Annotated in this window: 26 protein-coding genes; 15 read left to right on the top strand and 11 right to left on the bottom strand. The window is 70.6% G+C overall.

Annotation, left to right across the window (positions count from 1 at the left end; translation table 11 throughout):
• Positions 1-141 precede the first annotated feature (141 nt).
• On the bottom strand, positions 142-2,796 hold the full coding sequence (locus tag KBO27_RS31315) for a glycosyl hydrolase family 65 domain-containing protein (RefSeq protein WP_210973469.1): 2,655 nt from the start codon (positions 2,794-2,796) through the stop codon (positions 142-144).
• A 180-nt stretch (positions 2,797-2,976) separates the two neighbouring features.
• Between KBO27_RS31315 and KBO27_RS31310 the strand changes: the two genes are divergently transcribed.
• Positions 2,977-4,149: a zinc ribbon domain-containing protein gene (locus KBO27_RS31310; protein ID WP_246538604.1), complete on the top strand. Its 1,173-nt coding sequence runs from the start codon at positions 2,977-2,979 to the stop codon at positions 4,147-4,149.
• 22 nt (positions 4,150-4,171) lie between these two features.
• Here KBO27_RS31310 and aztA read toward each other — a convergent pair whose 3' ends face one another.
• Positions 4,172-4,864, bottom strand: a complete 693-nt coding sequence (gene aztA, locus KBO27_RS31305) for a zinc ABC transporter ATP-binding protein AztA (RefSeq protein WP_210973467.1) — start codon at positions 4,862-4,864, stop codon at positions 4,172-4,174.
• 89 nt (positions 4,865-4,953) lie between these two features.
• Between aztA and aztB the strand changes: the two genes are divergently transcribed.
• The 4 genes from aztB (at position 4,954) to KBO27_RS31285 (ending at position 8,625) form a co-directional block, all read left to right on the top strand.
• Complete coding sequence (gene aztB / locus KBO27_RS31300; protein ID WP_210973466.1) at positions 4,954-5,826, top strand: zinc ABC transporter permease AztB; 873 nt, start codon at positions 4,954-4,956, stop codon at positions 5,824-5,826.
• Positions 5,823-6,986, top strand: coding sequence for a hypothetical protein (locus KBO27_RS31295; protein ID WP_210973465.1), 1,164 nt, complete (start codon positions 5,823-5,825; stop codon positions 6,984-6,986). Before aztB ends, KBO27_RS31295 begins: the two co-directional genes overlap by 4 nt.
• Positions 6,983-7,207, top strand: coding sequence for a metal ABC transporter solute-binding protein, Zn/Mn family (locus KBO27_RS31290; RefSeq protein ID WP_210973464.1), 225 nt, complete (start codon positions 6,983-6,985; stop codon positions 7,205-7,207). The genes KBO27_RS31295 and KBO27_RS31290 overlap by 4 nt, the downstream gene beginning before the upstream one ends.
• A 245-nt stretch (positions 7,208-7,452) precedes the next feature.
• Entirely contained in the window at positions 7,453-8,625 is a 1,173-nt protein-coding gene (locus KBO27_RS31285; protein ID WP_210973463.1) for an MFS transporter, read from the top strand.
• Here KBO27_RS31285 and KBO27_RS31280 read toward each other — a convergent pair.
• The gene (locus KBO27_RS31280) at positions 8,617-9,174 is read right to left on the bottom strand and encodes a TetR/AcrR family transcriptional regulator (RefSeq protein ID WP_210973462.1); all 558 of its coding nucleotides are present in this window, start codon (positions 9,172-9,174) and stop codon (positions 8,617-8,619) included. The genes KBO27_RS31285 and KBO27_RS31280 overlap by 9 nt on opposite strands.
• Before the next feature lie 56 nt (positions 9,175-9,230).
• On the opposite strand from KBO27_RS31280, the gene KBO27_RS31275 reads away from it, so the two are divergent.
• Positions 9,231-9,890 (top strand): haloacid dehalogenase type II, encoded by a 660-nt coding sequence (locus KBO27_RS31275; RefSeq protein WP_307870722.1) that lies wholly within the window; start codon positions 9,231-9,233, stop codon positions 9,888-9,890.
• A gap of 19 nt (positions 9,891-9,909) precedes the next feature.
• Here KBO27_RS31275 and KBO27_RS31270 read toward each other — a convergent pair whose 3' ends face one another.
• Complete coding sequence (locus KBO27_RS31270) at positions 9,910-10,803, bottom strand: oxygenase MpaB family protein (protein WP_210973461.1); 894 nt, start codon at positions 10,801-10,803, stop codon at positions 9,910-9,912.
• Positions 10,804-11,282: 479 nt separating this feature from the next.
• Between KBO27_RS31270 and KBO27_RS31265 the strand changes: the two genes are divergently transcribed.
• Positions 11,283-12,038, top strand: coding sequence for an oxidoreductase (locus tag KBO27_RS31265; protein WP_210973460.1), 756 nt, complete (start codon positions 11,283-11,285; stop codon positions 12,036-12,038).
• 70 nt (positions 12,039-12,108) lie between these two features.
• Entirely contained in the window at positions 12,109-12,240 is a 132-nt protein-coding gene (locus KBO27_RS31260; RefSeq protein ID WP_210973459.1) for an SDR family oxidoreductase, read from the top strand.
• On the opposite strand, the gene KBO27_RS31255 is transcribed toward KBO27_RS31260, so the two are convergent.
• Positions 12,227-13,123, bottom strand: coding sequence for a LysR family transcriptional regulator (locus tag KBO27_RS31255; protein ID WP_210973458.1), 897 nt, complete (start codon positions 13,121-13,123; stop codon positions 12,227-12,229). The genes KBO27_RS31260 and KBO27_RS31255 overlap by 14 nt on opposite strands.
• Positions 13,124-13,594: 471 nt before the next feature.
• On the opposite strand from KBO27_RS31255, the gene KBO27_RS31250 reads away from it, so the two are divergent.
• Both KBO27_RS31250 and KBO27_RS31245 read left to right on the top strand, forming a co-directional pair.
• The gene (locus tag KBO27_RS31250) at positions 13,595-14,599 is read left to right on the top strand and encodes a tetratricopeptide repeat protein (protein ID WP_210973457.1); all 1,005 of its coding nucleotides are present in this window, start codon (positions 13,595-13,597) and stop codon (positions 14,597-14,599) included.
• Between the two features lie 37 nt (positions 14,600-14,636).
• The gene (locus KBO27_RS31245; protein ID WP_210973456.1) at positions 14,637-15,395 is read left to right on the top strand and encodes an ABC transporter permease; all 759 of its coding nucleotides are present in this window, start codon (positions 14,637-14,639) and stop codon (positions 15,393-15,395) included.
• Positions 15,396-15,400: 5 nt separating this feature from the next.
• Here KBO27_RS31245 and KBO27_RS31240 read toward each other — a convergent pair whose 3' ends face one another.
• The gene (locus KBO27_RS31240; RefSeq protein ID WP_307870721.1) at positions 15,401-16,573 is read right to left on the bottom strand and encodes an FAD-dependent monooxygenase; all 1,173 of its coding nucleotides are present in this window, start codon (positions 16,571-16,573) and stop codon (positions 15,401-15,403) included.
• A gap of 11 nt (positions 16,574-16,584) precedes the next feature.
• On the bottom strand, positions 16,585-18,006 hold the full coding sequence (locus tag KBO27_RS31235) for an MFS transporter (protein WP_210973454.1): 1,422 nt from the start codon (positions 18,004-18,006) through the stop codon (positions 16,585-16,587).
• 90 nt (positions 18,007-18,096) lie between these two features.
• On the opposite strand from KBO27_RS31235, the gene KBO27_RS31230 reads away from it, so the two are divergent.
• The 5 genes from KBO27_RS31230 (at position 18,097) to KBO27_RS31210 (ending at position 21,871) form a co-directional block, all read left to right on the top strand.
• Complete coding sequence (locus tag KBO27_RS31230; protein ID WP_210973453.1) at positions 18,097-18,732, top strand: TetR/AcrR family transcriptional regulator; 636 nt, start codon at positions 18,097-18,099, stop codon at positions 18,730-18,732.
• Positions 18,733-18,800: 68 nt separating this feature from the next.
• Positions 18,801-19,763, top strand: a complete 963-nt coding sequence (locus KBO27_RS31225) for a S1C family serine protease (protein ID WP_210973452.1) — start codon at positions 18,801-18,803, stop codon at positions 19,761-19,763.
• 50 nt (positions 19,764-19,813) lie between these two features.
• Complete coding sequence (locus KBO27_RS31220; protein WP_210973451.1) at positions 19,814-20,467, top strand: YdcF family protein; 654 nt, start codon at positions 19,814-19,816, stop codon at positions 20,465-20,467.
• A 107-nt stretch (positions 20,468-20,574) separates the two neighbouring features.
• The gene (locus KBO27_RS31215; RefSeq protein WP_210973450.1) at positions 20,575-21,435 is read left to right on the top strand and encodes a PI-PLC domain-containing protein; all 861 of its coding nucleotides are present in this window, start codon (positions 20,575-20,577) and stop codon (positions 21,433-21,435) included.
• Positions 21,436-21,535: 100 nt separating this feature from the next.
• Positions 21,536-21,871 (top strand): helix-turn-helix domain-containing protein, encoded by a 336-nt coding sequence (locus KBO27_RS31210; RefSeq protein WP_210973449.1) that lies wholly within the window; start codon positions 21,536-21,538, stop codon positions 21,869-21,871.
• Here KBO27_RS31210 and KBO27_RS31205 read toward each other — a convergent pair.
• From KBO27_RS31205 to KBO27_RS31190, 4 genes are all read right to left on the bottom strand, one after another.
• A complete protein-coding gene (locus KBO27_RS31205; protein ID WP_210973448.1) occupies positions 21,868-22,458 on the bottom strand; it encodes a ClpP family protease in 591 nt (196 codons plus the stop codon). The two genes, KBO27_RS31210 and KBO27_RS31205, sit on opposite strands and share 4 nt — an antisense overlap.
• A complete protein-coding gene (locus KBO27_RS31200) occupies positions 22,455-23,078 on the bottom strand; it encodes a ClpP family protease (RefSeq protein ID WP_210973447.1) in 624 nt (207 codons plus the stop codon). Before KBO27_RS31200 ends, KBO27_RS31205 begins: the two co-directional genes overlap by 4 nt.
• A gap of 63 nt (positions 23,079-23,141) precedes the next feature.
• A complete protein-coding gene (locus tag KBO27_RS31195) occupies positions 23,142-24,779 on the bottom strand; it encodes an AMP-binding protein (RefSeq protein ID WP_210973446.1) in 1,638 nt (545 codons plus the stop codon).
• Positions 24,776-26,095 (bottom strand): MFS transporter, encoded by a 1,320-nt coding sequence (locus KBO27_RS31190; protein WP_307870720.1) that lies wholly within the window; start codon positions 26,093-26,095, stop codon positions 24,776-24,778. The genes KBO27_RS31195 and KBO27_RS31190 overlap by 4 nt, the downstream gene beginning before the upstream one ends.
• Between the last annotated feature and the right edge of the window lie 139 nt (positions 26,096-26,234).

Below are 26,234 nucleotides of genomic sequence, written 5' to 3'. Positions count from 1 at the left end.
GTGCGCCACTGGGGAGTGCGTGGGGAAGTGGACGGTTCTGGTCTGGGCCGACCGGGCAGTAGGAGTTTTGTCCGGGACGGTTCGGGCCGGAACTGACCGGTGCCCCGGGGTGCAGGGGGTGCGCCCCGGGGCACCGAGGCATCAGCGGACTTCGAGTTCGGTGATGCCCGCGTGCTCCGGGCTCTCCGGGCCGGCGACTTCGACTCGGACGTAGCGGGCCAGGTGGCCCTCCGGCAGCTGTGCCGGGACCTCGGTGAACGTGCGGCCGTCGAGGGAGGTCAGCAGGCGGTGCGAGGTCGGCGTGATCTCGCTCCAGCGCGGTGTGATCTGCGAGATCCGCTGCGCTGCGCCGAGGTCGACGGTGGCCGAGCCCTGCGGGCCGTTGAGCTGCCACGGCGTGGCCGTGTTGCCGTCGACAGCTGCTTCGGCGTAGCGACCGGGTTCCTCGCTGGTGGCCTCCGCCGACTTGCAGCGCGCCAGGTTGTCGGTCGGCTCCAGATCCGGCCTGCGGGTCTTGAGCATCAGCGGGTGCGCCTCGCTGACCACGTGCTCGCCGTCCGGGGCCTGCACGGTGAACGGGTCACCGCTGCGCAGGACCACCGTCGTCTGGTGGGCGCCGATGCGGACGTCGAACGTGCGGCCCTGCCACTTCAGCCCGGTCAGCTCGACGCCCTCGCCGAGCTGCGGCGGCAGCGTCGGGTCGAGGACGACCTCGTCGCCGCGCCAGCGCATGCCCGTCAGCCCGTGGGTGAAGACCTGCGTGTAGCCGCCGGCACCGGTGAGGAAGTTGAACGTCGGAGCGCCCGCCCCTTCGCCGGCTCGTTCGCCGCGCGCTTCGGAGAACTGGGCGAACGGGTCCTTCTCGAACGGACGGATCGACCGGTCGAGGTAGGTGTTGGTCGCGCAGCCGGGTTCGCCGATGGCGGCGGCGTCGATGGCGTGTGCGGAATCGGTCATCGCCGGTCCGTCGGGGTCGGTGCGCGGCGCGTAGTAGTCGAGCGTGTTCTGCGCGACCTGCTCGGGCATCGGCCATTCCAGCGGGTACTGCAGCAACACCGCGTCGGCCTGCTTGATCCGCTGACCCGCGTACCCGTCGTACTGCCGGAACACCTGCGCCTGCTGGTCGAAGGGCATCCGCACCTTCTCGGCGATGGCGTTCCACTCCGGGGGAGCGGGTTCGCCGAGGACCTGCGCGGCCTCGGTGGCGTGCCGCAGGGCGGTGGCCGCGCCCGCGTTGGTGAACACCCCGTCGTTGACGCCGTTGCTGTACTCGTCCGGGCCCGCGACGTTGTTGATCGAGAAGGTGCCGTCGGCGTTGGGCGTCACGCGCCCGGCCCAGTACTCGGCCACGCCGCGCAGCACCGGCCAGCCGTGTTCCCGCAGCCAGGTCTTGTCGCCGGTGGCCAGGTAGTACTGCCAGGTGGACAGCGCGACGTCGCTCTGCAGGTGGTTCTGGGTCAGGCAGTGCGGCGGGTCCCAGCTGTGGCAGTCCTTCTGGAGGTCACCGCTGTCGGCGCTGGTCCACGGGTAGAACGCGCCCTGCTGGCCGATGGACCGGGCGTTGGCGCGCGCGGCGGGCAGCGTCTTCTCCCGGTAGGCCACGACGGACTTGGCGATGTCGGGGTGCTGCAGCAGCAGGCTCGGGTACATCCACAGCTCGGTGTCCCAGAAGTTCAGGCCGGCGTAGTTGTCGCTGCTCAGACCGGCGGGAGCGACGCTGGTGTCCTGGCCCTCGCGGATGCTCGACAGGATCGCGTACTTGCTGGAGCGCAACGACTTCTGCAGGTCGGGGCGGTCCGGGACGCGGATGTCGCTCTCCCACAGCTCCTTCCACGCTGCGCTGTGGGCGTCGAAGAGGTCGTCCCAACCGCGGTCGGCGGCGTCCTGCGAGGCCTTGACGGCGGCGGCCTCGTGGTCCGGTGTGGTCAGCGCGGTGTCGACGCCGACGAACTTGCCGAACTCGTAGGTCTTGCCCTGCTCCGCGTCGAAGCCGACCTTCTGCTCGGCGTCGAGGCCGTCGACGCGCTGCTGGGAGGTCGCGCGCACGTCGTCGGGTGCGACCAACGTGGACGCGACGGTGCCGCGAGCGCCGACGCCGTCGGTCTCGAAACCGACGCGCACGGTCTCGCCCTCGGCCTTCCCCGCGGTCGGGTGCATCCGGCGGGCGCCCGCGCCCTCGATCGCGCCGGACACCTCGACCTGCCCCGACCAGCGCGGAGCGACCCGCGCGCGGACGGCTCCGACGTGCGGGTTGGTCCGGTCGGCCACGACGTCGTAGGTGAGGTCGGTGACCTTGCCGTCCGGCGCGGTCCAGGTCAGCGACGTCGACACGACACCGCACTGGACGTTGAGCGCCTGGCGGAAGTTCGAGATCTGCTCCGGCGGCGTCTGCGGGCTGAAGGTGTGCTCACCTGCGCGGACGGTCAGCGACGACCAGGTCGGGATGGCCGCGATGGCGTGCCTGGGCACGTCGGTCTGCGAACTGGGTCCTTCGCCGTAGAGGCCGGTGACGAAAGCGCCGTCGTAGCGCGGGGTTTCGAGCGGGAACCCGGTCTTCTCGCCGGTGGCGACGTAGCCGGCGCCGGTCGGCGGCACGCGCTGCGAGAGGTAGCCGTTGCCCACGAAGGCGTGCGAGGTGTAGGCGGGGTCGAACCGGTCGGTCGACATCTCCCACGTGTCGTCGCTCGCGCAGCGCGAGGGCGGCTCGGCCGGGCCGGCGCCTGCGAGGGGCACGACCGCGCCCGCCGTGACCAGCAGCGCGGCGCCCAGCACGCTGCTTGAACGATGCAGTTTCACCCGAGTCAACTCCTGTGTTCGATTTCGGATGGTGATCGGGAATCCTGCTTCGACGGCATTCGCCCGTCAAGTCGAGGTGGTATCGATCATGTCTAGCTTTTGTGCAATGGGAAGTGTCAGAAGTGCCTGTCGCGTATATGTGGACGCATGAGCTCCTATTCGCGACGGCGACTGATCCAATTGTCAGCGGCCGGTGCCGCCGCTCTCGGCGCCGCGTCCTGCGGCATCCGGCCGGCGGAGAAGGCGGCCGCAGGCGCCGCGCGGATGAGCGCTCCTCCCGGCGCTCTCGGAGCGAACTTCAACGGTGATCCGAGCATCATGACCTGGTCAGGGCTGGAACGCGCCGAGGCGACCTGGGTGCGCGGCTTCGCGGCGATGCCCGAGCTCGACGACGAAGCCGCGGCCGACAACCGGGCGGTCAGAACTCTGCTGGAGGCGGTTGACCGCAAGTACGGTGCCGTGCTGTCGCTGAAGTTCCCCTATTTTCCGGATAAGCACGACAGAATTCCTCGCCCGGGGAGCGAGGAGATGAAAAAGGACCTGGCCAGGGTTGACAAGGTATTGCCCGAGGTGATGGGCAAGATCGACGTTCTCGTCATCGGCAACGAGCCGTTCATCGAATGCCCGAAGGTCGATTGGACCAACGGCGCGATCAACGACTTCTACGAGACCGTGGCTCAGCACGTCATCGACCACCGGGCGAAGAACTTCCCCCACGGGTGCAAGACGGTCCTCCACATGGGTGCGCTGAACCACCTCGACCAGCCCGACGACTGGATCAACAGCGGTACCGAGCGCTGGATGACCTACGTCCGCGACACACCCGAGATCGAGGGCACCGACATCCACCCGCACGTCGACCGGCCCGACGGCGCCCAGGCGTACCTCGACTACGTCCTGCCCAGGCTCGGTGACAAGAAGTTCCTCGTCACCGAGTTCTCCCTGGTGCACCTGTGGAAGGACCACCTCTCCGACAAGATCCCGGCCGCCTACGCCGAGAAGTACGGGGTTCCGGCGGGCACCGAGATCTGGCAGGTCATCCGCAACGCGCTGAACAAGGCCTTCCCGAAGCAGCGCTGGTACGACCTGCTGCGCGACAGCCCCTGGTTCGAGGACAACAAGCACTACCTCAGCGAGCAGATGGCGAAGTTCCGCGCCACCGGCAAGCTCGCCGTGGCCACCTACGGAATCGGCCAGGACGCGGCCATGTCCGGCGACGGCTTCAACGCCAAGAGCACCCCGTGGCTGCTCAACAGCATCTACGCCTCCGCGACCGTGCGGCCCGAACCCAACGGCGAGACCGCCCCCAACTACGCCTGGCTGGAAGACTTCAAACGCGCCCAGAAGGGTTGATCGTCGACCGTGATCGCGCTCATCAGGACGGTGCCCAGACCTCGTTGATCGTGGTGGGGGTGAGGACGTCGTCCGGGGTGCCGGCTGCGTGGACGCGGCCTCGGTGCAGCAGGACGCAGTGGTCGGCCCGGCGCGCTTCGGTGAGGTTGTGCGACACCTGGACGACCGTGCGGCCCGAACGCGTTTCGGCTCGGACGGCGTCGGTGATGAGACCGCGGGCCTTCGGGTCGGCGCCCGCGTCGGGTTCGTCGAGCAGCAGCAGTTCCGCGCGCTGCGCGAGCCCTTGCGCGACCAGGACGCGCTGCCGCTGACCGCCGGAGAGCGCGCTCATGCGCTGCTCGGCCAGGTGCCTGACCTCCAGGCGGCCCATCGCGTCCTCGATGGCCGCGCGGTCCGCCGCGTTGAGCCTGCGCCACGGTCCGCGCTCGGCCCACCGGCCCATCGCCACGGCGTCGAAGACGGTGCAGGGCAGGGCTTCCGGGATCGCGCTGTGCTGCGGCACGAACGCCGGTCGCCCCTCGTAGTCGTTGCGCTGCGCACCGCTACTGGGCAGCGTGCCCGCGAGCGCGGCCATCAGCGTGGACTTGCCCGCGCCGTTGGGGCCCACCACGGCGGTCAACCGGGCCGCCGGGATCTCCGCCGACTCGACGTCGAGCACCTGTTTTCCCTGATAGCCAGCCTGCAATCGGCTGAGTGCGACGGCAGTTCGCGGCACGCTGCTCACGATTTCCTCTCCAGGGGCAGTGGGCGAAGTCACGCCACGATGTCGAGAACGACATTCATTTCCACTATAGATTGATCCTCATGGATTGGCTATTAGTCCCGTTCGGGGTCTCCTTCGTGGAGCGCGCGCTGTGGGCCGGTGTGCTCGTGTCGGTGATCTGCGCCCTGGCGGGGACCTGGGTCGTGCTGCGGGGAATGGCTTTCCTGACCGACGCGATGTCGCACGGCATGCTGCCGGGCGTGGCGATCGCGTCCGTCCTGGGCGGAGACCTGCTGCTGGGGGCCGCGTTGAGCGCCGGTGCGATGGCCGCCGGGGTGTCGGCGCTGGACCGATCGCGGTGGCTCTCGCGCGACACCGGCATCGGGCTGCTGTTCGTGGGGATGCTGGCGACCGGTGTGATCGTCGTGTCGCATTCGAAGTCCTTCGCCGTGGACCTGACCGGGTTCCTGTTCGGCGACGTGCTCGCCGTGACCGACGGCGACCTCGTGCGGCTCGCGATCGCCCTGGTGGTCGCGGTCGTGGTGTCGGTCGCCGCCTACCGCCCGTTCCTGGCGCTGACCTTCGACCCGCGCAAGGCCCACACGCTGGGAATGCGCCCGCGCCTGGCCGGTCTGCTGATGACCGGGCTGGTGACGCTGGCGATGGTGATGTGCTTCCAGGTCGTCGGCACCTTGCTGGTCTTCGGCCTGCTGATCGCCCCGCCCGCCGCCGCGACCCTGTGGGCCAACCGGGTTCCGCTGGTGATGGCCGGCGCCGCCGCTTTCGGCGCCGCCTCGACGGTGCTCGGGCTGCTCGCCTCGTGGCACTGGGGGACCGCCGCCGGGGCCAGCATCGCCGCCACCTCGGTGGCGCTGTTCTTCCTGTCCGCCCTGCTGTCCGCGCTGCGCGACCGGGGACGGGCGCTGATCACCCGAGCAGAGCACGTCTCGAAGGTAGAGGAGCCGGTCGCGTGAAACGTCGCCGCTTACGACTGTTCTCGATCGCACTGGGCGCGTTGGCGCTCGGCGCCTGTTCGCAACCGCCACCACCGCCACCACCGCCACCACCGGTGCCGCACGGCTACGTCGAAGGCGCCGAGGAAACCGCCGAAGCGCAGTCCCGGCTGATCGTCGCCGAGGACGGCGGAGCGCTGCGCGTGCTCGACCTGCTCACCGAGGAAACGCGGGACCTCGAACCCGTTCCGGGAATCCGGGACGTCGTCACCGACGGCCGCTTCGGCTACGTGTCGGACGCCGATTCGGTGCACGTCGTCGACAGCGGCGCGTGGACGGTCGACCACGGCGACCACATCCACCACTACCGCGCGGAGATCCGCGAGGTGGGCGAGATCCCGCTCGCCACACCGGTGCAGGCGCAGAGCGACAAGGTGCTGGTCGCGCTGTCCGGTGCCGACGGAGCGACGGTGCTGCTGAACCGAGAACCGCTGGAGAAGGGCCGGATCGAGCGGGCGGGTGACCTGCGCGTCGAGCCGGGGACCGCCGCCGTGCCCTTCGAGCAGCACGTCCTCGCCCTCTCCGGCGACGCGGTGCGCGTCCTGGACCGGGCGGGCGCCGAAACCGCCCGCCTCCCCGAGCCGTGCCCCGAACCCGCCGGAACCGCGGTGACGCGTCGCGGCGTGGTGTTCGGGTGCGCCGACGGAGCGCTGCTCGTCACCGCCGACGACGGGCCGTTCCGCGGCGAGAAGATCGCCTACCCGCCGGCTGCGGCACCTCGCGCGAGCGAGTTCCACCAGCGCCCCGGCAGCGACACCCTGGCCGCGCTCGCGGGCGAGGACGGCGCGTGGCTGCTGGACCTGTCGAAGCGGTCCTGGACGCACGTGCCCACCGGCCCGGTGGCGGCGGTCAACGCCGTCGGAGCGGGCGGTTCGCTGCTGGCCGTCGGCACCGACGGGACGATGCGCGCCTACCGGGAGGACGGCACCGAGATCGCCCGCAACCAGGTCATCCCGCCCGGCGGCCCGCCGCCGAGCATCCAGGTCGACACGTCGCGGGCGTACGTCAACGACGTCGCCGCGGGAACCGTGCACGAGATCGACTACAACGACGGCCTGCGCATCGCCCGCAGCTTCCGGCTGGGCGGACAGGCCGCGCACGTGGTGGAGACCGGCCGATGAAGCGCACCGCGACCCGCGCCGTCCTCGCGCTGATCACCGCGCTGCTGACGCTGACCGCCTGCTCCGCCGGGGCGCAGCAGCGTCCCCACGTGGTCGTGACGACCAACATCCTCGGCGACATCACGCGGCAGATCGTCGGCGATGACGTGCCGGTGTCGGTGCTGATGACGCCCGGAGCCGATCCGCACTCGTTCGGGATCACGCTGACGCCGGCGAGCTGAGCCACCTCCTCCCGGCGCAGCCCGGGGACGCGCCTGCGCACCCCGAAGCCGTTCAGCGGGGTGGCCTCCGGCGGCAGCGAGGCGCGCTTGCCCCGCAGGAAGACTCCCAGCTCACCCGGATCGTTCACGCTTCAACGGTAGCTCGGTTCGGGGAGTGCGAGGGTATCCCCGCTGGTGCCACCCACGGCGGGGAGCGCACAACCGGGATCTGGTGGCCGTCCGCGGTGCCGCGCAGTGTCGTGGGCATGCCAATCCCGATCGTCGCTCTGGCCCTCACCGCGTTCGCGCTGGGCACGGCCGAGCTCGTGCCCAACGGTCTGCTCCCGCTCATCAGCGGTGACCTCGGAATCTCGGTGCCCGTGGCGGGCTGGGTGACCACGAGCTTCGCGCTCGGCGCGGTGATCGGCGGCCCGCTCGTGGCCGCCGCCACCCTGCGCCTGCCCCGCAAACCCCTGGTCATCGGCCTGACGCTGGTGTTCCTGGTCGCCAACGCCGTCACCGCGAGCAGCGGATCGTTGCTGGTGGTGTCGCTGTCGCGGGCGCTGGCGGGCGCCATGCTCGGCGGCTTCCTCGGCACCGCGATCACCGTGGCCCGCGGTCTCGTCGCCCCTTCCCGGCAGGGTTCCGCCATCGCCGTGGTGTTCACCGGGTTCACCGTGTCCAACGTGATCGCCGTGCCGATCGGCAACCTCGCCGGCCGTGCGATGGGGTGGTCGGCCGCGTTCTGGCTCGTATCGGTCCTCGCCGCCGTCGGGGCCGTCGCGATGTGGCTGGTGCTGCCCGACGCACCCGGCGGGGGAGAGGCGGAGGACCGCGGTTTCGGCGTCCTGCGCAACGGTCGCCTGTGGACGGCGTTCCTGGCGATCTCGCTCGGTTACGGCGGCTTGTTCGTCGTCTACACCTACGTCGCGCCCTACCTGACCTCGGTGACCGGCGTGTCGCAGGGTTCGGTGACCTGGCTGTTGCTGCTGTTCGGCGCGGGGCTGATCGTCGGCAACGCCCTCGGCGGCCGGTACGCGGACCGGTCGGTGACGCGCGCGGTCGTGGTGATCCTCGGTGGGCTCGTCGGGTCGCTGCTGGCGCTGTGGGCGCTGGGTTCGTTGCTGCCCGCCGTGATCGTGCTGCTGGTGCTGCTCGGCGGGACCGGTTTCGGCATGGTGCCGCCGCTGCAGTCCTACGTCCTGCAGGTCGCCGGAACGGCGTCCGCGCTGGTCTCGGCGCTGGCGGCGGCCGCGTTCAACTTCGGGGTCGCCTTCGGCTCGGCCGTCGGTGGCGGCGTCCTGGCCCGCACGCCCGACTACCCGGTGCTGGCGCTGGTCGGAGCGGCGATGACGGCGCTCGGCCTGATCGCCTTCCTGATGACGCGTCCCCGCACGCGTGCCGCGTCCGCGGAAGTCCGCGTCGCGCAGTCAGCGTGAGGTGCGTGCTGCGGCGAGGCGCCGGGCCTGCGCGAAGGGGTCCGGGGTGATGTTCAGCAGGAGTGCGCTGAGCGTGCCCTCGTAGATCAGGAGGAGGTCCGCGGCGATTTCTCCGGGGTCTGAAAATCCCTCGGCCGCAGCGAGTTCGGTGAGCCGGTCGAGCAGGTGGCGCTTGTGCTCGGCGACCACGGCGAGCGCGGGGTGATCCGGGTCGGTGAGCTCCACCGTCGCGTCCACGTGCGCGCAGCCGCGCCGGTGGCCGGTGGTGGTCCACCACCGCTCCAGGGCGTCGAACAGGGACAGCAGGGGAGCGTCGCTCTCGACGATGGCCGCTTCCCAGTCGGCTCGCCACTGCTCGTCGCGCTGGGCGAGGTAGGCGGCGACGAGCCTGTCCTTGCCGCCGAAGTGCTTGTAGCAGGTCGCCAGCGCCACGCCCGCGCGCTCGACGATCGCGTCGATGCCGGTGGCGTTGATGCCGCGCGCGTAGAAGAGCTCGTCCGCCGCCGCGAGCAGGCGCTCCCGCGCCGGGGTTGCCGGTGTCGCGATCACGGAGCTAGTGTAACGGACGTTCTACCTAGAACGAACGTTCTGCTGAAGGAGGGGTCGTGCCCGAGCTCAAGGCCGTCGCGTTCGACGTCGTCGAAACCCTGATGTCGCTGGAGGAGGTTCCGGGTCGCCTCGCTGAACGCGGTTATCCCGCAGGCCTCTTCGGCCCGTGGTTCACCCGCGCGGTGCGCGACGGCATGGCGCTCGCCGCTGCGGGCGGCTACCGCACCTTCGACGAGATCTGCGCCGCGGCGTTGCGCGACATCACCGGCGAGGAGGTCGACCAGGCGACGATCGACCACGTGCTGGGCGGGTGGGACCGCTTCCCCGCGCACGACGACGTCCTCCCGGCGCTGGAAGAGCTCCGCGCGGCCGGAGTGCGCGTCATCGGCCTGACCACCGGATCCGCCGAGGTCATCAGCGGCTTCTTCGCCCGCAGCGGACTGTCCGATCACGTCGAAGCGGTCCTGTCCTGCGCCGACGTCGGCGCGTGGAAACCCGCCCCCGCCGCGTACCGCTACGCCACGACCTGGCTGGACCTCGACCCGGACCAGGTCGCACTGGTCGCCGCCCACGCCTGGGACTGCCACGGCGCCAAGAGGGCAGGCCTGCGAACGGGCTGGGTCAGCCGCCTCGAAGGCCGCTACAACCCCACCTTCGACCCAGCCGACGCCACAGCCGACGACCTCCCCACCCTCATCCGAAAGCTCCTCGCGTGAGGGCCGGCCCGATGCTGTGTCACCGGGTGGCCGGGCAGGCCGCCGGAGGTGGGGCGTCGCGTCGGGAACCGTTGCGGCGGAAGGAATCCGGTCCGAGATCTTCGAGGCGGTAGCCGTCGGGGTAGGTGGCCGGTCGGGGGATGACGGGCTGGGAGTCCGGGCGGGGAGGGCCGAGGCGGAGGAGCCGGCCCCGAGCCTTGAGGGCGAGCCGGACGGCTCGGCGGGCGGCTCCGGGAGGTCGGGGGAGGTTCAGGGCGTCGAGCAGGTGCGGGTCCATCAGGAGGCGGGTCGCGTCGCTGACCGGACCTGACAGCGGACGCGGGAACCAGGAGCCGAACAGGCGCATCGTGGAGTCGGCGACGCGTCTGCCACCTTCGTCGAAGACGAAGCGGTCGCGCTCGTAGTCGTCGAGCAGGCGCTCGAACTCCTCGTAGGTCGCCGGGATCCCCTCGATCCGCATCCCCTCGCCCATCCGGCGCCACACCGCCGTCAGCGCCCGGATCTCGTGGGGGTGCAGCTCGCGCCAGCCGAACTCGTTGATCCAGCGCACCGGCATGACCGCGAACGTCGCCAGCGTGTAGAGGTAATCGTCGTTGCTGATCCGGTAGCGCCAGTGGATCTGGTTGAGGTGGTCGAGCGCCTGCTCGCGCGAGCGTTCGGAGTCCGGGATGAGGATCTCGTAGAGCACCAGGACGGTGTCGTCGTAGCGCTTCTGGGTGCAGCGGGTGAACTCGCCGGTGCGGTCGAGCAGCCGGCCGATCGTCGGGACCGCGTAGGTGCGGAACAGCGCGAGTTCCAGGGAGCGCGTGAAGTCCCAGGGGAATTCGAGCTGGGAGAGCAGGCGGTAGATCTCGTCGCAGTCCTTCTCCGGGTCCATCGCGAGGATCGTCTTCAGGCGGTCGAAGCGCCGCATCTCAGGTACCTCCCCCACCGCGGTCGACGCTTCGAACGTAATGTCCTGTCGTGCACCGGTCAACGGATGCCGAATGCCTGTGCGCTGGGCAAAAGAGTGATTCTGGAAAATTCCTTTCGCCCGTTGCCGACCTGCCGACACCCACGTCCGCAGCGCTGCGCGGAAACCGCAACTCGCCAGGCCGCACCATGCGAAGAGTCCTGACCGAGATCCGAACGACGACACGGCTACCCACCCGGCTGCCCAGAAATCCGCGCCTGCACTGACCGGGCGCAACGGTCATCGATCATGGGCGGCTCGGGCAGAGCGGGCTGATTTCCGGAGAGCATAGGGCATGCCTATGGCCTCTGCTGCATTTTCGTCTTTGATTCCACCGCTTTTCCGGACGTAGCGTGACATCACTCGACGCGGTGTTCCCGATGAAATCCACGCGAACCCGGATTCGTCGAGTCAATTTCACTCATGAGAGGTCCGTCGGCATGACTGCGTTCGACAGTGGAATTCAGGAGTTCAAGGGCAAGCGGGCTCTGGTCACGGGTGGTTCTCGCGGGATCGGGGAAGCCGTCGTGCGCGGTCTCCTCGACGCCGGAGCGCAGGTGGTCACGACCGCACGGACGGCCACCAGAGGACCGGACGGGGCCACGCTCATCACCGCCGACCTGCGCACCCGCGCGGGCGCGCAGCAGCTCGCGGACGCGGCGCTGGACGTGCTGGGCGGAGTGGACGTGCTGGTCGACAACGTCGGCGGGGCGCAGCCGCACGAGGACGCCACGGCCATCCCCGACGAGGAGTGGCAGGACGCGCTGGACCTGAACTTCCTCGCCGCGGTGCGCCTGGACGCCCTGCTCGTGCCGGGGATGCGGGAGCGGCGTTCGGGGTCGATCGTGCACATCTCCTCGGCGGCGATCTACAGCCCGCCACCGCAGTTCCTGCACTACGCGGCCGCGAAGATGGCGTTGGAGACCTACAGCCGCGGGCTCGCCTCGGACCTGGCTCCGCACGGGGTCCGCGTCAACACCGTCACTCCCGGGCGAGTCGCCACTCCCGGTGGCGAGCAGACGCGGCAGCAGTGGGCGCGGCTGGAGCCGGGGCAGGACGGTGCGGCGGTTCCGCTGGGTCGCGACGGAAAGCCCGAGGACATCGCGAACGCGGTTCTCTTCTTCGCCTCGGACCGCGCGAATTGGGTCACCGGGAGCAAGTTGATCGCCGACGGCGGCGAATTCCACCGCGGCTGAGAACGGAGGGGAAGAACGTGGTCGACTACTCGAGAGCCAGGAGGAAGCCGACCGGATCAAGACCCAGGTGATGGCCGACAACCCGATGGCTCGGTTCGGCAGGCCCGAGGAGATCGCCAGGGCCGCCGCGTTCCTGGCCTTCGACGCCACGTTCACCACCGGCGTGGAGCTCCCGGTCGACGGCGGGCTCACCCAGCTCTGAGCAGCGGGGTCGCGGAGTGCCAGGTCTCCTGGCGGAGGAGGTCGAGCAGGGCCGACTCCGCCGGGCCCGGGGTGGGGCGCAGCACCGCGATGACGGGCTGCGCGACCACCGGCGAGGCCGGGCGGATCAGGTGCTCGTATCCGTCGGGCACCGCCGAGGCGGGCACGAGCGCGACGCCCAGGCCGTGGGCGGCCCAGCGGACGGCCGTCGCGGTCTGGCTCACGCGGGCCGCTGTGGTCGGGGTCAGGTCGTTGTCGCGCAGGACGCCGTGCAGGACGCCGTCGAGAGCGCTGTCGCGGTCGAACCGCAGCCACGGATCGCCCGCCAGGTCCTGGAGATCGACCTCGTCTGCGGCGAGCAGCGGATGCTCTTCACCGAGCACCACCACGAACTCCTCGTCACCGAGGTGGTGCGCGCGCTCGGGGCTCCGCTCGCACGCCGCCATCAGCGAGAGGTCCAGGGAACCGCGCCGGCACAACCGCTCCAGCTCGGCGGAATTCGGTTCCTCGAAGACCGTGACCTCCACGCGCGGGAACCGCCGCGCCAGCGCTCCCAGCGCGCTGGGCAGCTGCCGCGTGCCGAAGCCCAGTTGCGCGGCGACCACCAGCTCGCCCACGAGCTCCTCGCCACCTGCTCGCGCCGTGGCCCTCGCGCGCCGCGCTGCGACCACGGCGACCTCGGCCTCCCGCAGGAACGCCCGACCGGCCGTGGTCGGCACCAGGCCGCTCGGGGTGCGGGCGAACAGCGTCACGCCGAGCTCGCGCTCCAACCCCCGGATCTGCTGCGACACCGATGGCTGGGCGACGCGCAACGACTCGGCGGCAGCCGTCACCGACCCCTCCTCGGCAACGGCCAAGGCGTACTCGAACTGACGAAGACTCATCGACTTCCCCTCACACGACCCCCACCAGACCTGAACACCCCGCACCCACCCCCTGTTCCCGGAAAACCGCCGCAATCGGAGGACGGATTACTGCCGTATTCGGGAACCGGATTACGGCCGTAATCGGTGTCCGGAGTGCTGTAGAGGCCGGTGGACGGGTCGCGGCCGGGGTGGGTGGACGGATTACGGCGGTAATCGGGTGCCGGATTGCGGCGGTATTCCGGGTTGGGGTGTCTCCGGGTGGGGCGGAGGTGGGGTTCTTCGGTGGGGACTTCTTCGGTTGTGGGTGGAGGGGAGTGGTAGGGGGTGACCGACTTTTGACGTACGGGACGGCCCCTAGGGGTGCTCGGGGACTGTTTCCGGGGTGAGACCTGAGGTTTCGGTTCCGCTTCCTCCGTAGCGTCCTCAGTGGAAATGATCATGCCGTCCTCCCTGGCGGACCGGTGTGGTCGGTCTACTGGAGGGAGTTCCATGCACGCCAAGGCGGATGAGTACCGGGGTGGCCTCGCGGCGTTGTCGGTGAACGCGTCGCTGGACGAGGTGCTCGAACAGGCCGAACGGCACGACGCGGCGGCGACCACGCCGGGTGAACGCGCGGGTGCGCTGCTGGCCATCGCCGAGGCGTGCAGGCGGCTGGGCAGGGTGGAGCGCGCTGAACGCGCCTGGCGCGCCAGCTACCGCACCGCGCGGGACGCCGTCGACCAGGACGCGATGGCCTGGGCGCTGTGGAGCGGTGGCACCCTCGCCCGGCAGCGGGGTCGCTACGTGCTGGCGCACCGCCTGCTGACCCGCGCGGTCGAGGCCGCCGAGCGCGGCACCGATCCCATGGCGCGGGGGTACGCGCTGGCCGGGCTCGCCGAAACCGGCCGCGTGCAGGGGGATTTCGCCGGAACGTTGCGGCTCCACGAGCAGCTGCTGGCTGAAGCTAGGGAGGTCGGTCAGCCGAGGCACGTCGTGTGGGCGCTGGAGGGGATCGCGCAGATCCACCGGCACGGGGGCGACCACGACACCGCCCTGGCCCTGTTCACCGAGGCCTGCCAGATCGCCACCGACGGCGACGACCAGCGGGGACGCGCCTGGGCGCTGCGCGGCATCGCCGACCTCACGTCGCTGCGCGGCGAACCCGCCGAGGCCCTGGACCTGCTGGCCGACGCCGAACGCACGTGCCGGGACATGCGCTTGGAAGCGGCCCTGGCCTACAACCACAAGATGCGCGGCAACGTTCTCTACCGCGCGGGCCGCTACGCCGAGGCCGAGCGCGTCTACCGCGACACCGTCGAGGAGTTCACCCGCATCTCCGAGCCACGAGGCGAAGCCCTGGCGCGGCTCGGACTGGTGAAGAGCCAAGCCCGCCAAGGTGCCTCGCCGGAGAAGGTCGACGCCGACCTGCGCGATCTGCAGGCCCGGTTCACCGAGAGCGGTCTGCGCCACGCGGCCGACATGGCCCGGGCCGCCCGCGAGGAACTGCTCGGTTAGGGACGCGACGGGCACCGCCGGGCCGTAAGGTCGCCGGGTGGGTTCTGGGACGATTCCGGTGACGCCGGTGCTCGGTGCCGTGGTCGTGCTGCTGCTGGTCGCGGCCGCCGCGGTGGTGCGCCTGGGCGGGTTCGCCCGGCACTGGGCCGTGATCACCGCAGGGCTGCGCGGTGCGGCGCAGCTGCTGCTGGTGTCGCTGATCATCACCTCCGTGGTGCGCTGGTCGTGGCTGGTGGTGGCGTTCATCGTGGTGATGTTCGCGATCGCGGCGCGCACGGCGGGACGGCGCATCACCGGCAACCGGACGTGGTGGTGGGCGGCCGTGCCCATCGCCGCCGGTGTCGCGCCGGTCGCCGGACTGCTGCTGGTGTCTCGGGCGGTGCCGCTGACCGGGTTGGTGCTGATCCCGCTGATCGGCCAGCTGATCGGGGGAGCGCTGACCGCCACGGCGCTGGCCGGTCGTCGACTTCTCGACGAGCTGGCGCAGCGCCGCGGGGAGGTGGAGGCGGCGTTGTCGCTGGGTCTGTCCGAACGCGACGCGCGGCTCGAAATCGCCCGTCCCGTGGCCGGAACCGCGCTGGTTCCCGCGCTCGACCAGACCCGCACCGTGGGCATGGTGACCCTGCCGGGCGCGTTCGTCGGCATGCTGCTGGGCGGTGCCGGCCCGCTCCAGGCCGGGGCCGTGCAGCTGTTCGTGCTGGTCGGGCTGCTGGCGGTGGAGGCGGTGGCGATCGCGGCCGTGCTGGAGATCGTCGCGCGCGGTCTGGTCACCCGCCCGGCCGCGCACCAGGCGTGACCTGGTCAGCGCCTGGGAGCGGGCAGGACCAACGCCGAGTGCTCCGGCCTTCCGGTCGCGGGTGGCATCTCGGCGAGCGCGCGCAGGCCCGCGTTGCGCTTCTCCAGCGCTTCCCGGGTGGTGGGGAACAGGGCTGCGTCGCCTTCGCCGACGAGGGCTTGGTTGAGCTCGACGAACTCGCGGGTGCCGGCCTCGTAGGCGGCGAAGGCCTCGGTGTGGTCGGTGTGGGCGGCCAGCGCGTCGGCGAGCATGTAGGCGCTGACCAGCGCGATGCTGGAACCCTGGCCGGTCAGGAAGGACGGGGCGTGGGCCGCGTCGCCGACCAGGGCGACCCGGCCGCGCGACCACGCGGGCAGGTGGATCTGGCTGACCGTGTCGAAGAACAGGTCGTCGGCTTCGCGCATCGCCTTGACCAGGTTCGGGATCTCCCAGCCCTCCCCGGCGAACGCGTCGGCCACCAGCTCTCGCTGCGCGTCGGGATCGCGCAGCAGCTCCAGCGGGGGCTGCGGGCGGGCGATGTTGAGGAAGCCGTGCAGCTCGTCGCTGTCCCGGACGCCGTAGAGCGCCGCCGCCTTGCCTGGCGTGTTCCACATGATGCCCTCGTGGGAGAGCCCGAAGGTGTTGGGCGTGGTGAACCCGGCGAAGCAGAACCCCAGGTAGCGGTGGAACTGGAGCTCGGGCCCGAAGATGAGCTCGCGGGTCCGGGAGTGCAGCCCGTCGGCGCCCACCACGAGGTCGAACTCCCGCTGCGCACCGCTGCGGAAGGTGACGCGCACGCCGTCCCCATGCTCGTCGAGCACGTCGATGGAGTCGTGGAACACGAACTCCACGTCGTCGCGAACGGCTTCGTAGAGCACCTGGGTCAGGTCGCCGCGGCGGACCTCCAGGTCCTGCCCGTCGACGCCGCCCACGACGTGCTGGGGGTGCACGGAGGCCGCGACGGATCCGTCGGCGTCGAGGAACGTCAGCCGCTGCGTCTTGATGTCGGCCTGCCGCAGCTGCGGCAGGATTCCCATCCGGCGGGCGACTTCCAGGGCGGTTCCGCGCACGTCGATCGGATACCCGCCGTTGCGCACCGATGCGGCCTTCTCGACGACGGTCACGTCGAACCCGTTGCGGTGCAACCAGAACGCGACCGCCGGGCCCGCGATGCTCGCACCTGAAACCAGAACTCGCACGTCTTCCTCCTTCACTTGATGGATTTCTGCCGACGGGTCAGGACGACGGCGGTCACCGTGGACAGCCCGAACGCGACGGCGGCGATCGTGAGGTAGCTGAAGACCCCCAGTCCCGAGTTGACGGTTCCGCCACCTGCGGGCAGGGCCGTGGAGTGCAGGACCGCCGATCCCACGAAGTTGAGCACCACCGAGCCGACCGCGACCATGACCATGACCAGGCTCGACACCGTTGCCTGCTGGCTCGCGGGAGCGAGGCTTCCCGCCACGTTGAACCCCGAGGTGCCGAGCGCGCCGACGGTGAACCCGAGCAGCAGCGCGAACACGAGGGCGGCCGGGAAGGACGCGACACCGGCGAACATGCCGAGGGTGCCGACGGTTCCGAGACCCACGGCCCCGGCCAGCGTCACCACCGGGCCGAAGCGCCCGGCCAGCGCCCCCGCGAGCGGGCCGCCGATCATGACGCCGATGGCGGGCGCGGCCAGCAGCATCGCCAGCGACCCCTGCCCGCCGAGGCCGTAGCCGAGCCCCTGGCTCAGCGGGACCTCGCCGACGAGCGGCAGCAGCTGCAGCATGCTCTGGTACGAGCCGGTGGACAGCACGATGATGAGCAGCGTGAGCAGCAGCGGACCGCCCAGCCGGCGCACGTCGATCAGCGGTTCCGGGGTGCGGCCGGAGGCGATCCACCACCGGGCCAGTGCCGCTGCGCCGGCGATCAACAGGGCGATCGGCCCGATCTCCAGCCAGCCGATCTCGGACCCGAGGCTGATGTAGCTGAGCACGCCGATCAGTCCGCCGCCGAGCAGCGCGGCTCCGCCGAAGTCGATCCGGCCGGGCGTGGTGACCGGGGATTCGGACACGACTCCGCGCACCATCAGCGCCATCGCCGCCGCCACCGCGGCCGAGATGACGAAGATGATCTGAAAGCCGTTCTCAGCGGCCAGTTTCTCGGCCGCGAAGCGCGAACCGATGTTGAGCACGGCCGATCCCGAGGTCACGATGCCGACCACGACCATGGACAGGCGCGGTGCGCAGACGTCGCGCACGATCGCGACGGTCAGGAACAGCGCGGCCACGGCCGAGCCCTGCATGAGCCTGCCGATCACGAAGATCCACACGTTGGGCGCCACCGCGCACACCAGCGCGCCCGCGCAGCTGATCAGCAGCGTCAGCACCAGGATCCGACGCTTGCCGTGCACGTCGGCGCTCTTGCCGAGCAGGGGAGCCCACATCGCTCCGGCCAGCATCGCGCTGGCGTTGAGCCACGCGGCCTGGTCGGTGCCGAAGTGGTCGAGCATCTCCGGCAGCACGATCAGGGGTGCTGAGATGGCCGTGTCGACCATGAAGTTGACCAGGACCAGCACCGCCACCAGGCCTATGAGTCGCCCGTTCCACCTGGTGTGCAGTGCGGCTTCGGCGCCGTCTACGGCTTGCATGAACCGCTCCTCGCGTTCGGTGTGCGCTTGCCCCGGTGAAAACTACACTACACGGTGTAGTGTGAATTGGCTGAGAATAGGATGTGAACCATGGCGACACCCAGGACGGCCCCGCAGTCACCCGGCCGGCGCAAGCGGACCGAGATGAAGCGCGCGGCCATCCTGGACGCGGCCGAGGAGCTGTTCGTCTCCGAAGGCTTCGAGGTCACCAGCGTCGACGCGATCGCGACCCGCGCCGAGGTCTCCAAGCGCACGGTCTACGACCACTTCGGCGACAAGCGCGCCCTGTTCCAAGGGGTCCTGGAGCGCTCCGGCGACGTCCTGCTGACCACCATCCGCGCGGCCATCGACGAGGAGCTCACCGAAGACCGGGACCTGCGCGAAGCACTGCACGCCTTCGCGCAGCGGGTCACCACCGAGACCTTCCCGTCCTCGGTCTACGTCAACTTCCGCCGCCTCAACGCCCAGGCGCCACCGGCTCCGCGACTGCCCGACGGGCTCGACGACGAGCCGGAACGCTCCCTGGAGCAGCGCTTCACCCGCTACGCCGACAGGGGAGACCTGCACGTCCCCGACCCGCGCCGCGCGGTCCAGCACTTCATCGCCCTGACCATGCGCCTGGCCCTCGACGTCATCGACGAGGACCCGGATCTGGCCCGCAACACCGGAGAGCTCCACGCCCTCATCGCCGACGGGGTCGACGCCTTCCTCCGCGCCTACCGCTGATCGTTCCGGGAATGTCCCGGTGGTGGGGCGGTGTTATCCCGGCAACGGCTTGAGGCGGGGAGGTCGAGATGGCTGAGCACGGAGCTCCCGAATCGTCCGACGCGGGGGCGATGGATGCCTATTCGCGCACCGTGAGCTCGGTGGCCGCGGAGATCACGCCCAGCGTGGCCAGCCTGCGCACCCGCGGAGCGTGGGGCGAGGCCAAGGGGTCGGCGGTGGTGTTCACCGCGGACGGTTTCATGCTGACCAACGCGCACGTCCTCGGCGGTTCGCGCGGCGGGACCGCTTACTTCGCCGACGGCACCAGCGCCGAGATGTCCTTGGTGGGCGCCGATCCGCTGTCGGACCTGGCGGTCGTCCGCGCGGACGGGCAGACGCCGAAACCGGTGGAGCTCGGCGACAGCGACGAGCTCGTCGTGGGCCAGCTGGTGGTGGCGGTGGGCAATCCGCTCGGCCTGACCGGCTCGGTCACGGCAGGCGTCGTCAGCGGCCTCGGACGGTCGATGCCCTCGGGTGGCGGTCACGCCGCTCGCATGATCGAGGACGTCATCCAGACCGACGCCGCGCTCAACCCCGGCAACTCGGGCGGTGCCCTCGCCGACGCACGAGGCGTCGTGGTCGGGATCAACACGGCCGTGGCCGGGATCGGCGTGGGGCTGGCGATTCCGATCAACTCGACGACCCGCCGGATCATCTACTCGCTGATGCGCACCGGGCGGGTTCGCCGCGCCTACCTCGGCCTGGTCACCACGCCCGCGCCGCTGCCGGAGGAGCTGGCGCGGCGGATCGACCAGCGCACCGGTCTGCGGGTCGTCGACGTCGTGCGCCGCAGCCCGGCCGACCGCGCCGGCCTCCACCCCGGCGACCTCGTGCTGACCGCCGCGGGCGAGCCGGTCCGCAACGCCCAGGGGCTGCAACGGCTCATGTTCGCCGAAGCCATCGGCAAGCCGCTGCAGATCACCGTCACCCGCAACGGCGCGATGGTCGACGTCATCGCAGAACCCACCGAGCTCCAGGACGCGGCGGCCTGACCGGAGGATAGGTTCGCCGGATCGGTCCGAGCTGTGGAGGTGAGGCGTCGATGGGGACTGCCGTTCCGGAGGAGCACCGCGCCGACGCGGAGCTGTTGTGGGACTACCACGACATGGGTCACGAGCTGCGGCGTTGCGACGTCGGAGTCGGGCTGGGCAGCCACGATCTCGGCGTCGCCGACCACATCGTCGAGCTCTACGGAAGCGGGTGGTTCCCGCTGGTCGTGTTCACCGGCGCCAACGCCCCGACGACCGTCGAGCGCTTCCCGCGCGGCGAGGCCGTGCACTACCGCGAGCACGCGATCGGGCGCGGCGTTCCGGGCGCGGCGATCGTCGTCGAGCCGAAAGCCACCAACACCGCCGAGAACATCGAGTTCACCCGCCAGGCCCTCGCCGGCCGGGAGACCGAGTCCCTGCTGCTGGTGTCCAAGCCGTACCAGCAGCGACGCGCCTTCGCCACGGCGAAGAAGGTCTGGCCCGAGGCGGACATCGTCTGCAGCTCGCAGCGCACCCCGCTGGACGACTACGTCCGCGCCATCGGTGACGCCGACCGCGTCATCGACATGCTCGTCGGCGACACCCAGCGCATCACCCTCTACGCCGAGCGCGGCTTCGCCGTTCCGCAAGACGTGCCCGCCGAGGTCGAAGCGGCCTATCAGCGCCTGCTGGCCGCCGGGTACACCCGCCGCCTCGTCCGGGACTGATCGCGCGAACCTCCGGTGGTGGAGTTCGTGCCGCAGTCGACCGGGCGCGGCCCATCCGCAACCGACAGGCCACCTCGGCGTCCGCTAGCGCTGCTCGGATAGCGCGCATGCGTGCATCTCGGACATTCTTCCTGACCGCCCAGACCGCTCTCGCGCTCTTCGTGCCGATCAGCGCCCACGCGGAACCGGTGGCGGGCCCCACCGACGGGGTGCAGCCGTTGGAGAGAGCCCACGCTCACAACGACTACGAGCACCCGCGGCCGCTGTTCGACGCGCTCGCGCACGGTTTCCGGAGCGTCGAGGCCGATGTCTGGCTGGTGAACGGCGAGCTGTGCATCGGCCACGACGCGCCCGACTGCAGCCGCACCCTGGAGTCGCTCTACCTCGAACCCCTGGCCGAGATCGCCGGTGCCAACGGCGGCGAGATCTACGACGGTGCCACCGAGCCGCTGCGCCTCTACGTCGACGTCAAGGACGGCGGCCAGGCGGTGTGGGACGTGCTCGCCGACCAGCTCGACGACCGCCCCCAGCTGGTCAGCTCGTGGGCGAACGACCGCGAGACCACCCGCGCCGTCGAGGTCGTCGTCTCCGGCCAGCTGGCCAACCAGACCTTCGACGACCCGGTCCGCTGGGCGTCCGGAGACGGCCGCATCGCCACTCCGCCGCCGGCCGATGCCACCAGCGCCGACCTCGTGGTCCTCTCCGAGAACTGGACCCGCCTGTTCACCTGGCAGGGCATCGGACCCATGCCGGAGCACGAGCGGCAGAAGCTGCACGAGCTCGTCGATCGCGCCCACGCCGAGGGCCACGAGGTGCGCTTCTGGGCCACCCCGGACATCGAACCCGGCGCCCGGGAAGCGGTCTGGCGCGAACTCGTCGACGCCGACGTCGACCAGATCAACACCGATCACCTCACCGCGCTCGAGGAGTTCCTGAAGTCCTACGACCCCGCCGAGCAGAACTCGTGACCCCACCGCCATGATCCAGCAGGACTTGGCGGCGGGTTGATCGGTTCCGCCGTCAGCGGAACGGGCTTCCCGGGTGGCTGGACGGTGTCAGGATTGGCGCATGGCGGACGTCGTTGAGTTCAGGCCCAGGCGCGAGACCGAGCCCGAGCCGCTGTGGCGCGAGGAGCTCGGCCGCAGCCTGCGCGCCATCAGGGAAGACCGGGGTGACCGGCTCGTCGACGTCGCCGAGCGAGCCGGTGTCTCACCCCAGTACCTCTCCGAGATCGAGCGGGGCCGCAAGGAACCCTCCAGCGAGATGATCGCCGCGGTCACCGGAGCGCTCGGCATCGACCTCGCCGATCTGCTCGGCAGCATCGCCGGGCAGGTCCGGCGCAGCCGGCCCGCGGCTCCCGCTCCCGTCGGTCGCCCGGCCGGCCCGCTGCTGATCGCGGCCTAACCCCGCTCCTCCAGGACGTGGTCGGCGAGGCCGTAGGCGACCGCCTCCGGCGCGTCGAAGACCCGGTCGCGGTCGGTGTCGTGGCGCAGCGTCGGCACCTCCTGGCCGGTGTGCCGAGACAGGATCTCCTCCAGCTGGGTGCGGACCCGGATCACCTCGTCCGCCTGCAGGATCAGGTCCGGGATGGTGCCGCGGCCCTGCGCGGCCGGCTGGTGCAGCACCACCCGCGTGTGCGGCAGCACGGCGCGACGGCCGGGTGCTCCTGCCGCGAGCAGCACCGCACTGGCCGCGACAGCTTGGCCCACGCAGGTCGTGGCGACCGGAGCCTTGATGTAGCGGACGGTGTCGTAGAGCGCGAGCATCGCGGACGGGTCACCGCCCTCGGAGTTGATGTAGAGGTTGATCTCCCGATCCGGGCTGTCGGCCTCCAGGTGCAGCAGCTGGGCGATCAGCGCGTTGGCGACACCGGAGTCGATGGGCGTGCCGAGGTAGACGATGCGTTCGGCGAGCAGGTGCGAGTAGACGTCCATGATCCGCTCGCCGTGGGAGCTGCGGGTGATGACGTTGGGGATGGTGTAGCTGGTCATGCCCGAACTCCCGTCTCCGCGCTGAGGCCCATGGGCGTCCGCATCGGCATCACCTGACCCAGACCGTCGACGATGTGGTCGACGAACCCGTACTCGCGGGCCTGCTCGCTGCTGAACCAGCGGTCGTGCAGCGAGTCGGCGAAGACCCGCTCGACGGGCTGCCCGGTGTCCTCGGCGATCAGGCCGAGCACCGTGTCCCGCGTGTAGCGCAGGTCATCGGCCTGCACCTCCACCTCGACGGCCGAACCGCTGATCCCGGCCGAACCCTGGTGCATCAGGATTCGCGCGTGCGGCAGAGCGAAGCGCTTGCCGGGAGTGCCCGCCGACAGCAGGAACTGGCCCGCGCTGCACGCGAGTCCGAGCGCGAGCGTGGACACGTCGCACGGCACGAGCCGCATCACGTCGCGGATCGCGAGCATCGCCGGCACCGAGCCGCCGGGGGAGTGGATCCACAGCGCGATGTCCTTGCCGGGATCGGAGTGGGCGAGGGACAGCATCTGCGTGATCAGCACCGTCCCGTTGTCGTCTTCGAGCGGACCGTCGAGCACCAGAACCCGCTGGTCGTAGAACCTCTCGCGAAGCCGGTGGTCGAACATCGGCTGCTTCTCATCGTTGGCCATGACCCGACCATGCCCCCGCCACCCCGCTCGCGAAGCCCCGCGCTGCCCTGAGCAGATCCGCCCTCAGCGGCGTGGTGAGCCGGGTTCCGGTGGTAGCAGCGCTGCGCGAGCGTGGGTGATGAAGGCGCTCTCCCAGCGGTGCAGGTCTTCCGCTGCGAAGCGGTCGTACCGGAGCTCGGCCGTCGGGCGGTGGTAGACGGTGTCGTCGGTGCGCCAGGCCGCGTGGCGCAAGGGGGTTTTGGTCGTCTTGTTGCTGGCGGTGAGGGGGATCTCGCCGGTGATGCGGACGAAGCGGGGGAGCCACTTGGTGCCCAGATCGGGCTGAGCGGCGAGGAAATCCGCGAAGGCCACCGGATCGAACTCGCCCCGGAGTTGGAGGGCGCACATGACCTGGTCGCCGGTGCGGGGGTCCGGCACCGGGTAGACCGCCACCGCTTCGACCGGCTCCCAGCGCTGGAGGATTCGTTCCACCGACGCCGCGGCGAAGTTCTCGCCGTCGACGCGGAGCCGGTCGGCGGTGCGCCCGGCGAAGTAGAAGAACCCGTCGGCGTCGCGGTAGGCGAGGTCGCCGGTCCAGAAGTCCTCGCCGCGCACGCGCTCGGCCTGGGCCTCGGGGTTGTTGTAGTAGCCCTCGAACGCGGCAGCCTGCCCGAGGGCGACGATCTGCCCGATGGCCTCCTCGGCGTTGCTCAACCGCCCGTGCTCGTCGAACACCCCGGGCGGGCATTCGGTTCCGGTGTCCTCCCGCAGCACCCGGACGTCGAGCCCGCCCACCGGCAGACCGAGCGAGTCCGGTGGGCTGTCGGCGGTCCGGTTGATCCGCAGCACGCCCTCGCTCATCCCGTACCCCTCGGAGACCCGGCAGCCGAAGCGCTCCGCGAACCGTTCGGCGTCGGCCGGTGAGGCTTCGGTACCGACGGCGAGCCGCAGCGTGCTGCGCCGGTCGGCATCGGTCTCCGGCCGCGCGAGGACGTAGGCGAGCGTGCGTCCCACGTAGTTGACGAAGGTGACGCCGTAGCGGTGGATGTCGCGCGCGAAGCCGGACGCGGAGAACTTCCGGGCCAGGCACACAGTCGACCCGACGTGCATCGCCGGTGCAAGGTTCATCATCGCCGAGTTGCCGTGGAACAACGGCATGCACAGGTACGACACCGAGTCCCGCGTGAGCTCGGTGCGCACGGCCAGCGACTCCGCGAGCGCACCCAACCGGCCCTGCGAGCAGATCACCGCCTTCGGCGCCCCGGTCGACCCGGAGCTGAACAGCAGCAACAACGTCCGGTCCGGTTCCGGTGAAACCGATGGCAGGTCAGCGCGTTCGGGAAGCAGGTTGAGGTCGCTGTCGACGTTGAAAACCGATGCTCCGTGGTCGATCCCGTCGAGCAGTCCCGCCAAGCGCGTCTCGGTGACGACGACCTCGCACTCGGTGTGCCGGATGTCGCGGGCGAGACCGGCGCCCCGCCGGGTCGGGTTGATGCCCACCACGACCACGCCCTCCAGCGCGGCGGCGACGATCCAGAACACGTGGTCGGGCACGTTCTCCAGCAGCAACCCGACGTGCCGAACACGTGCGTTGCGAAGCCATGCCGCGCGCCGCGCCCCTTCGGCGACGACCTGCGCCCACGTCCACGACCGCTCCTCGAAGCGCAGCCCGACCCGCTCGTCGCCGGCCCGCGAGCGCACGACCTCGGCGAACGTGCTCACCGCTCCTCACCGAGATCCCGGCCCCGGGTCTCGGAGATCAGCAGGACCGAGACGATCGAAATACCGACCGCACCCACGATGATGCAGCTCAACGGGAGGCTCGACCCGCCCGTGCCGGCCACCAGCGTCGCCGCGATCATCGGGGTGAAGCCTGCGCCGAGCAGGCTCGCCATCTGGTACCCCAGCGACACCCCGGTGTAGCGCACGCGGGTCCCGAACATCTCCGACAGCATCGGTGCCAGCGGCGCGTACATGAGGTTCTGGAAGATCTGCGCGACCACCAGCGCCGCGATCATCGCCGGCACGGTCCGCGCTTCCAGCAGGGCGTACATCGGGAACGCGAACAGCACCGCCCCGGACGCGCCGATCAGCAGCACCCGGCGTCGGCCGATGCGGTCGGAGAGGGCGGAGAAGATCGGGATCCCGATCAGGCCGGTCAGGCTGATCAGCAGGTGTGCGCGCATGATGTCCGGCAGGTCGTAGCCGAGCCCCTTGGCGTAGGCGACGCTGTGCGAGCCGATCAGCGCCGTCATCGCGAACGGCCCGATCCCCGCAGCGCACGCCAGCAGCACCGCGCGCGGACGCCGCAGCACCCGCAGCAGCGGCAACGACTCCCGCTCACCCGCCTTCGCCATCGCCTGCCGGAACAGCGGGCTCTCCACCACGCTCAACCGGACGTACAGGCCGATGATCAGCAGGATCGCGCTGGCCAGGAACGGGATCCGCCATCCCCAGGACACGAAGTCCTCCCGTGGCAGCAACGTCACCAGCGCGACGGCCCCGTTCGACAGCAGCGACCCCAGCGGCGAACCCGCCTGCATGACGCCGACCCACGCTCCGCGGCGACGCGCATCGGCGTGCTCGATGACCATCAGCGCCGCACCGCCGTACTCACCGCCCACCGCGATCCCCTGAACGCAGCGCAGCAGCACCAGCAGGACCGGGGCGGTCAACCCGATCGACGAGTACGTGGGCAGCACGCCGATGAGCACGCTCGCCACACCCATCAGCACCATGCTCATGACCAGCGCGGACTTGCGCCCGAGCTTGTCGCCGAAGTGCCCGAAGATCAACCCGCCGAGCGGCCGCGCGACGTACCCCGCGGCCAGCGTCCCGAACGCGGCGATGGTGGACACGGCGGGGTTGGACCCGGGGAAGTACAACGTCCCGAACACCAGCGCGGCCATCGTCGAGTAGAGCAGGAAGTCGTAGTACTCGATGACCGTGCCCAGCAGCCCGGACAACGCCACCTTCCGCACCTGGCGGCCGTCCACCGCCTCCGCAACAGGAACCGACCCCGGCATCGCCACTGACACCACTTCCTCCGCCGAACCAAGCGCTTGCTAGGCAAGCTACGACCCCGATCCCCCCAGGTCAAGAACGGCCCACCCCGCCCCGAGCTCCAAGCTCCGAACTCCAGTGGAAACCCGCCCCCCGAACTCCAGTGGAAACCCG

The sequence above is a fragment of the Saccharopolyspora endophytica genome, from assembly GCF_018070075.1.
In the GTDB taxonomy this organism is placed as follows: domain Bacteria; phylum Actinomycetota; class Actinomycetes; order Mycobacteriales; family Pseudonocardiaceae; genus Saccharopolyspora; species Saccharopolyspora endophytica.
This window is presented reverse-complemented; position numbering and strand designations above follow the sequence as displayed.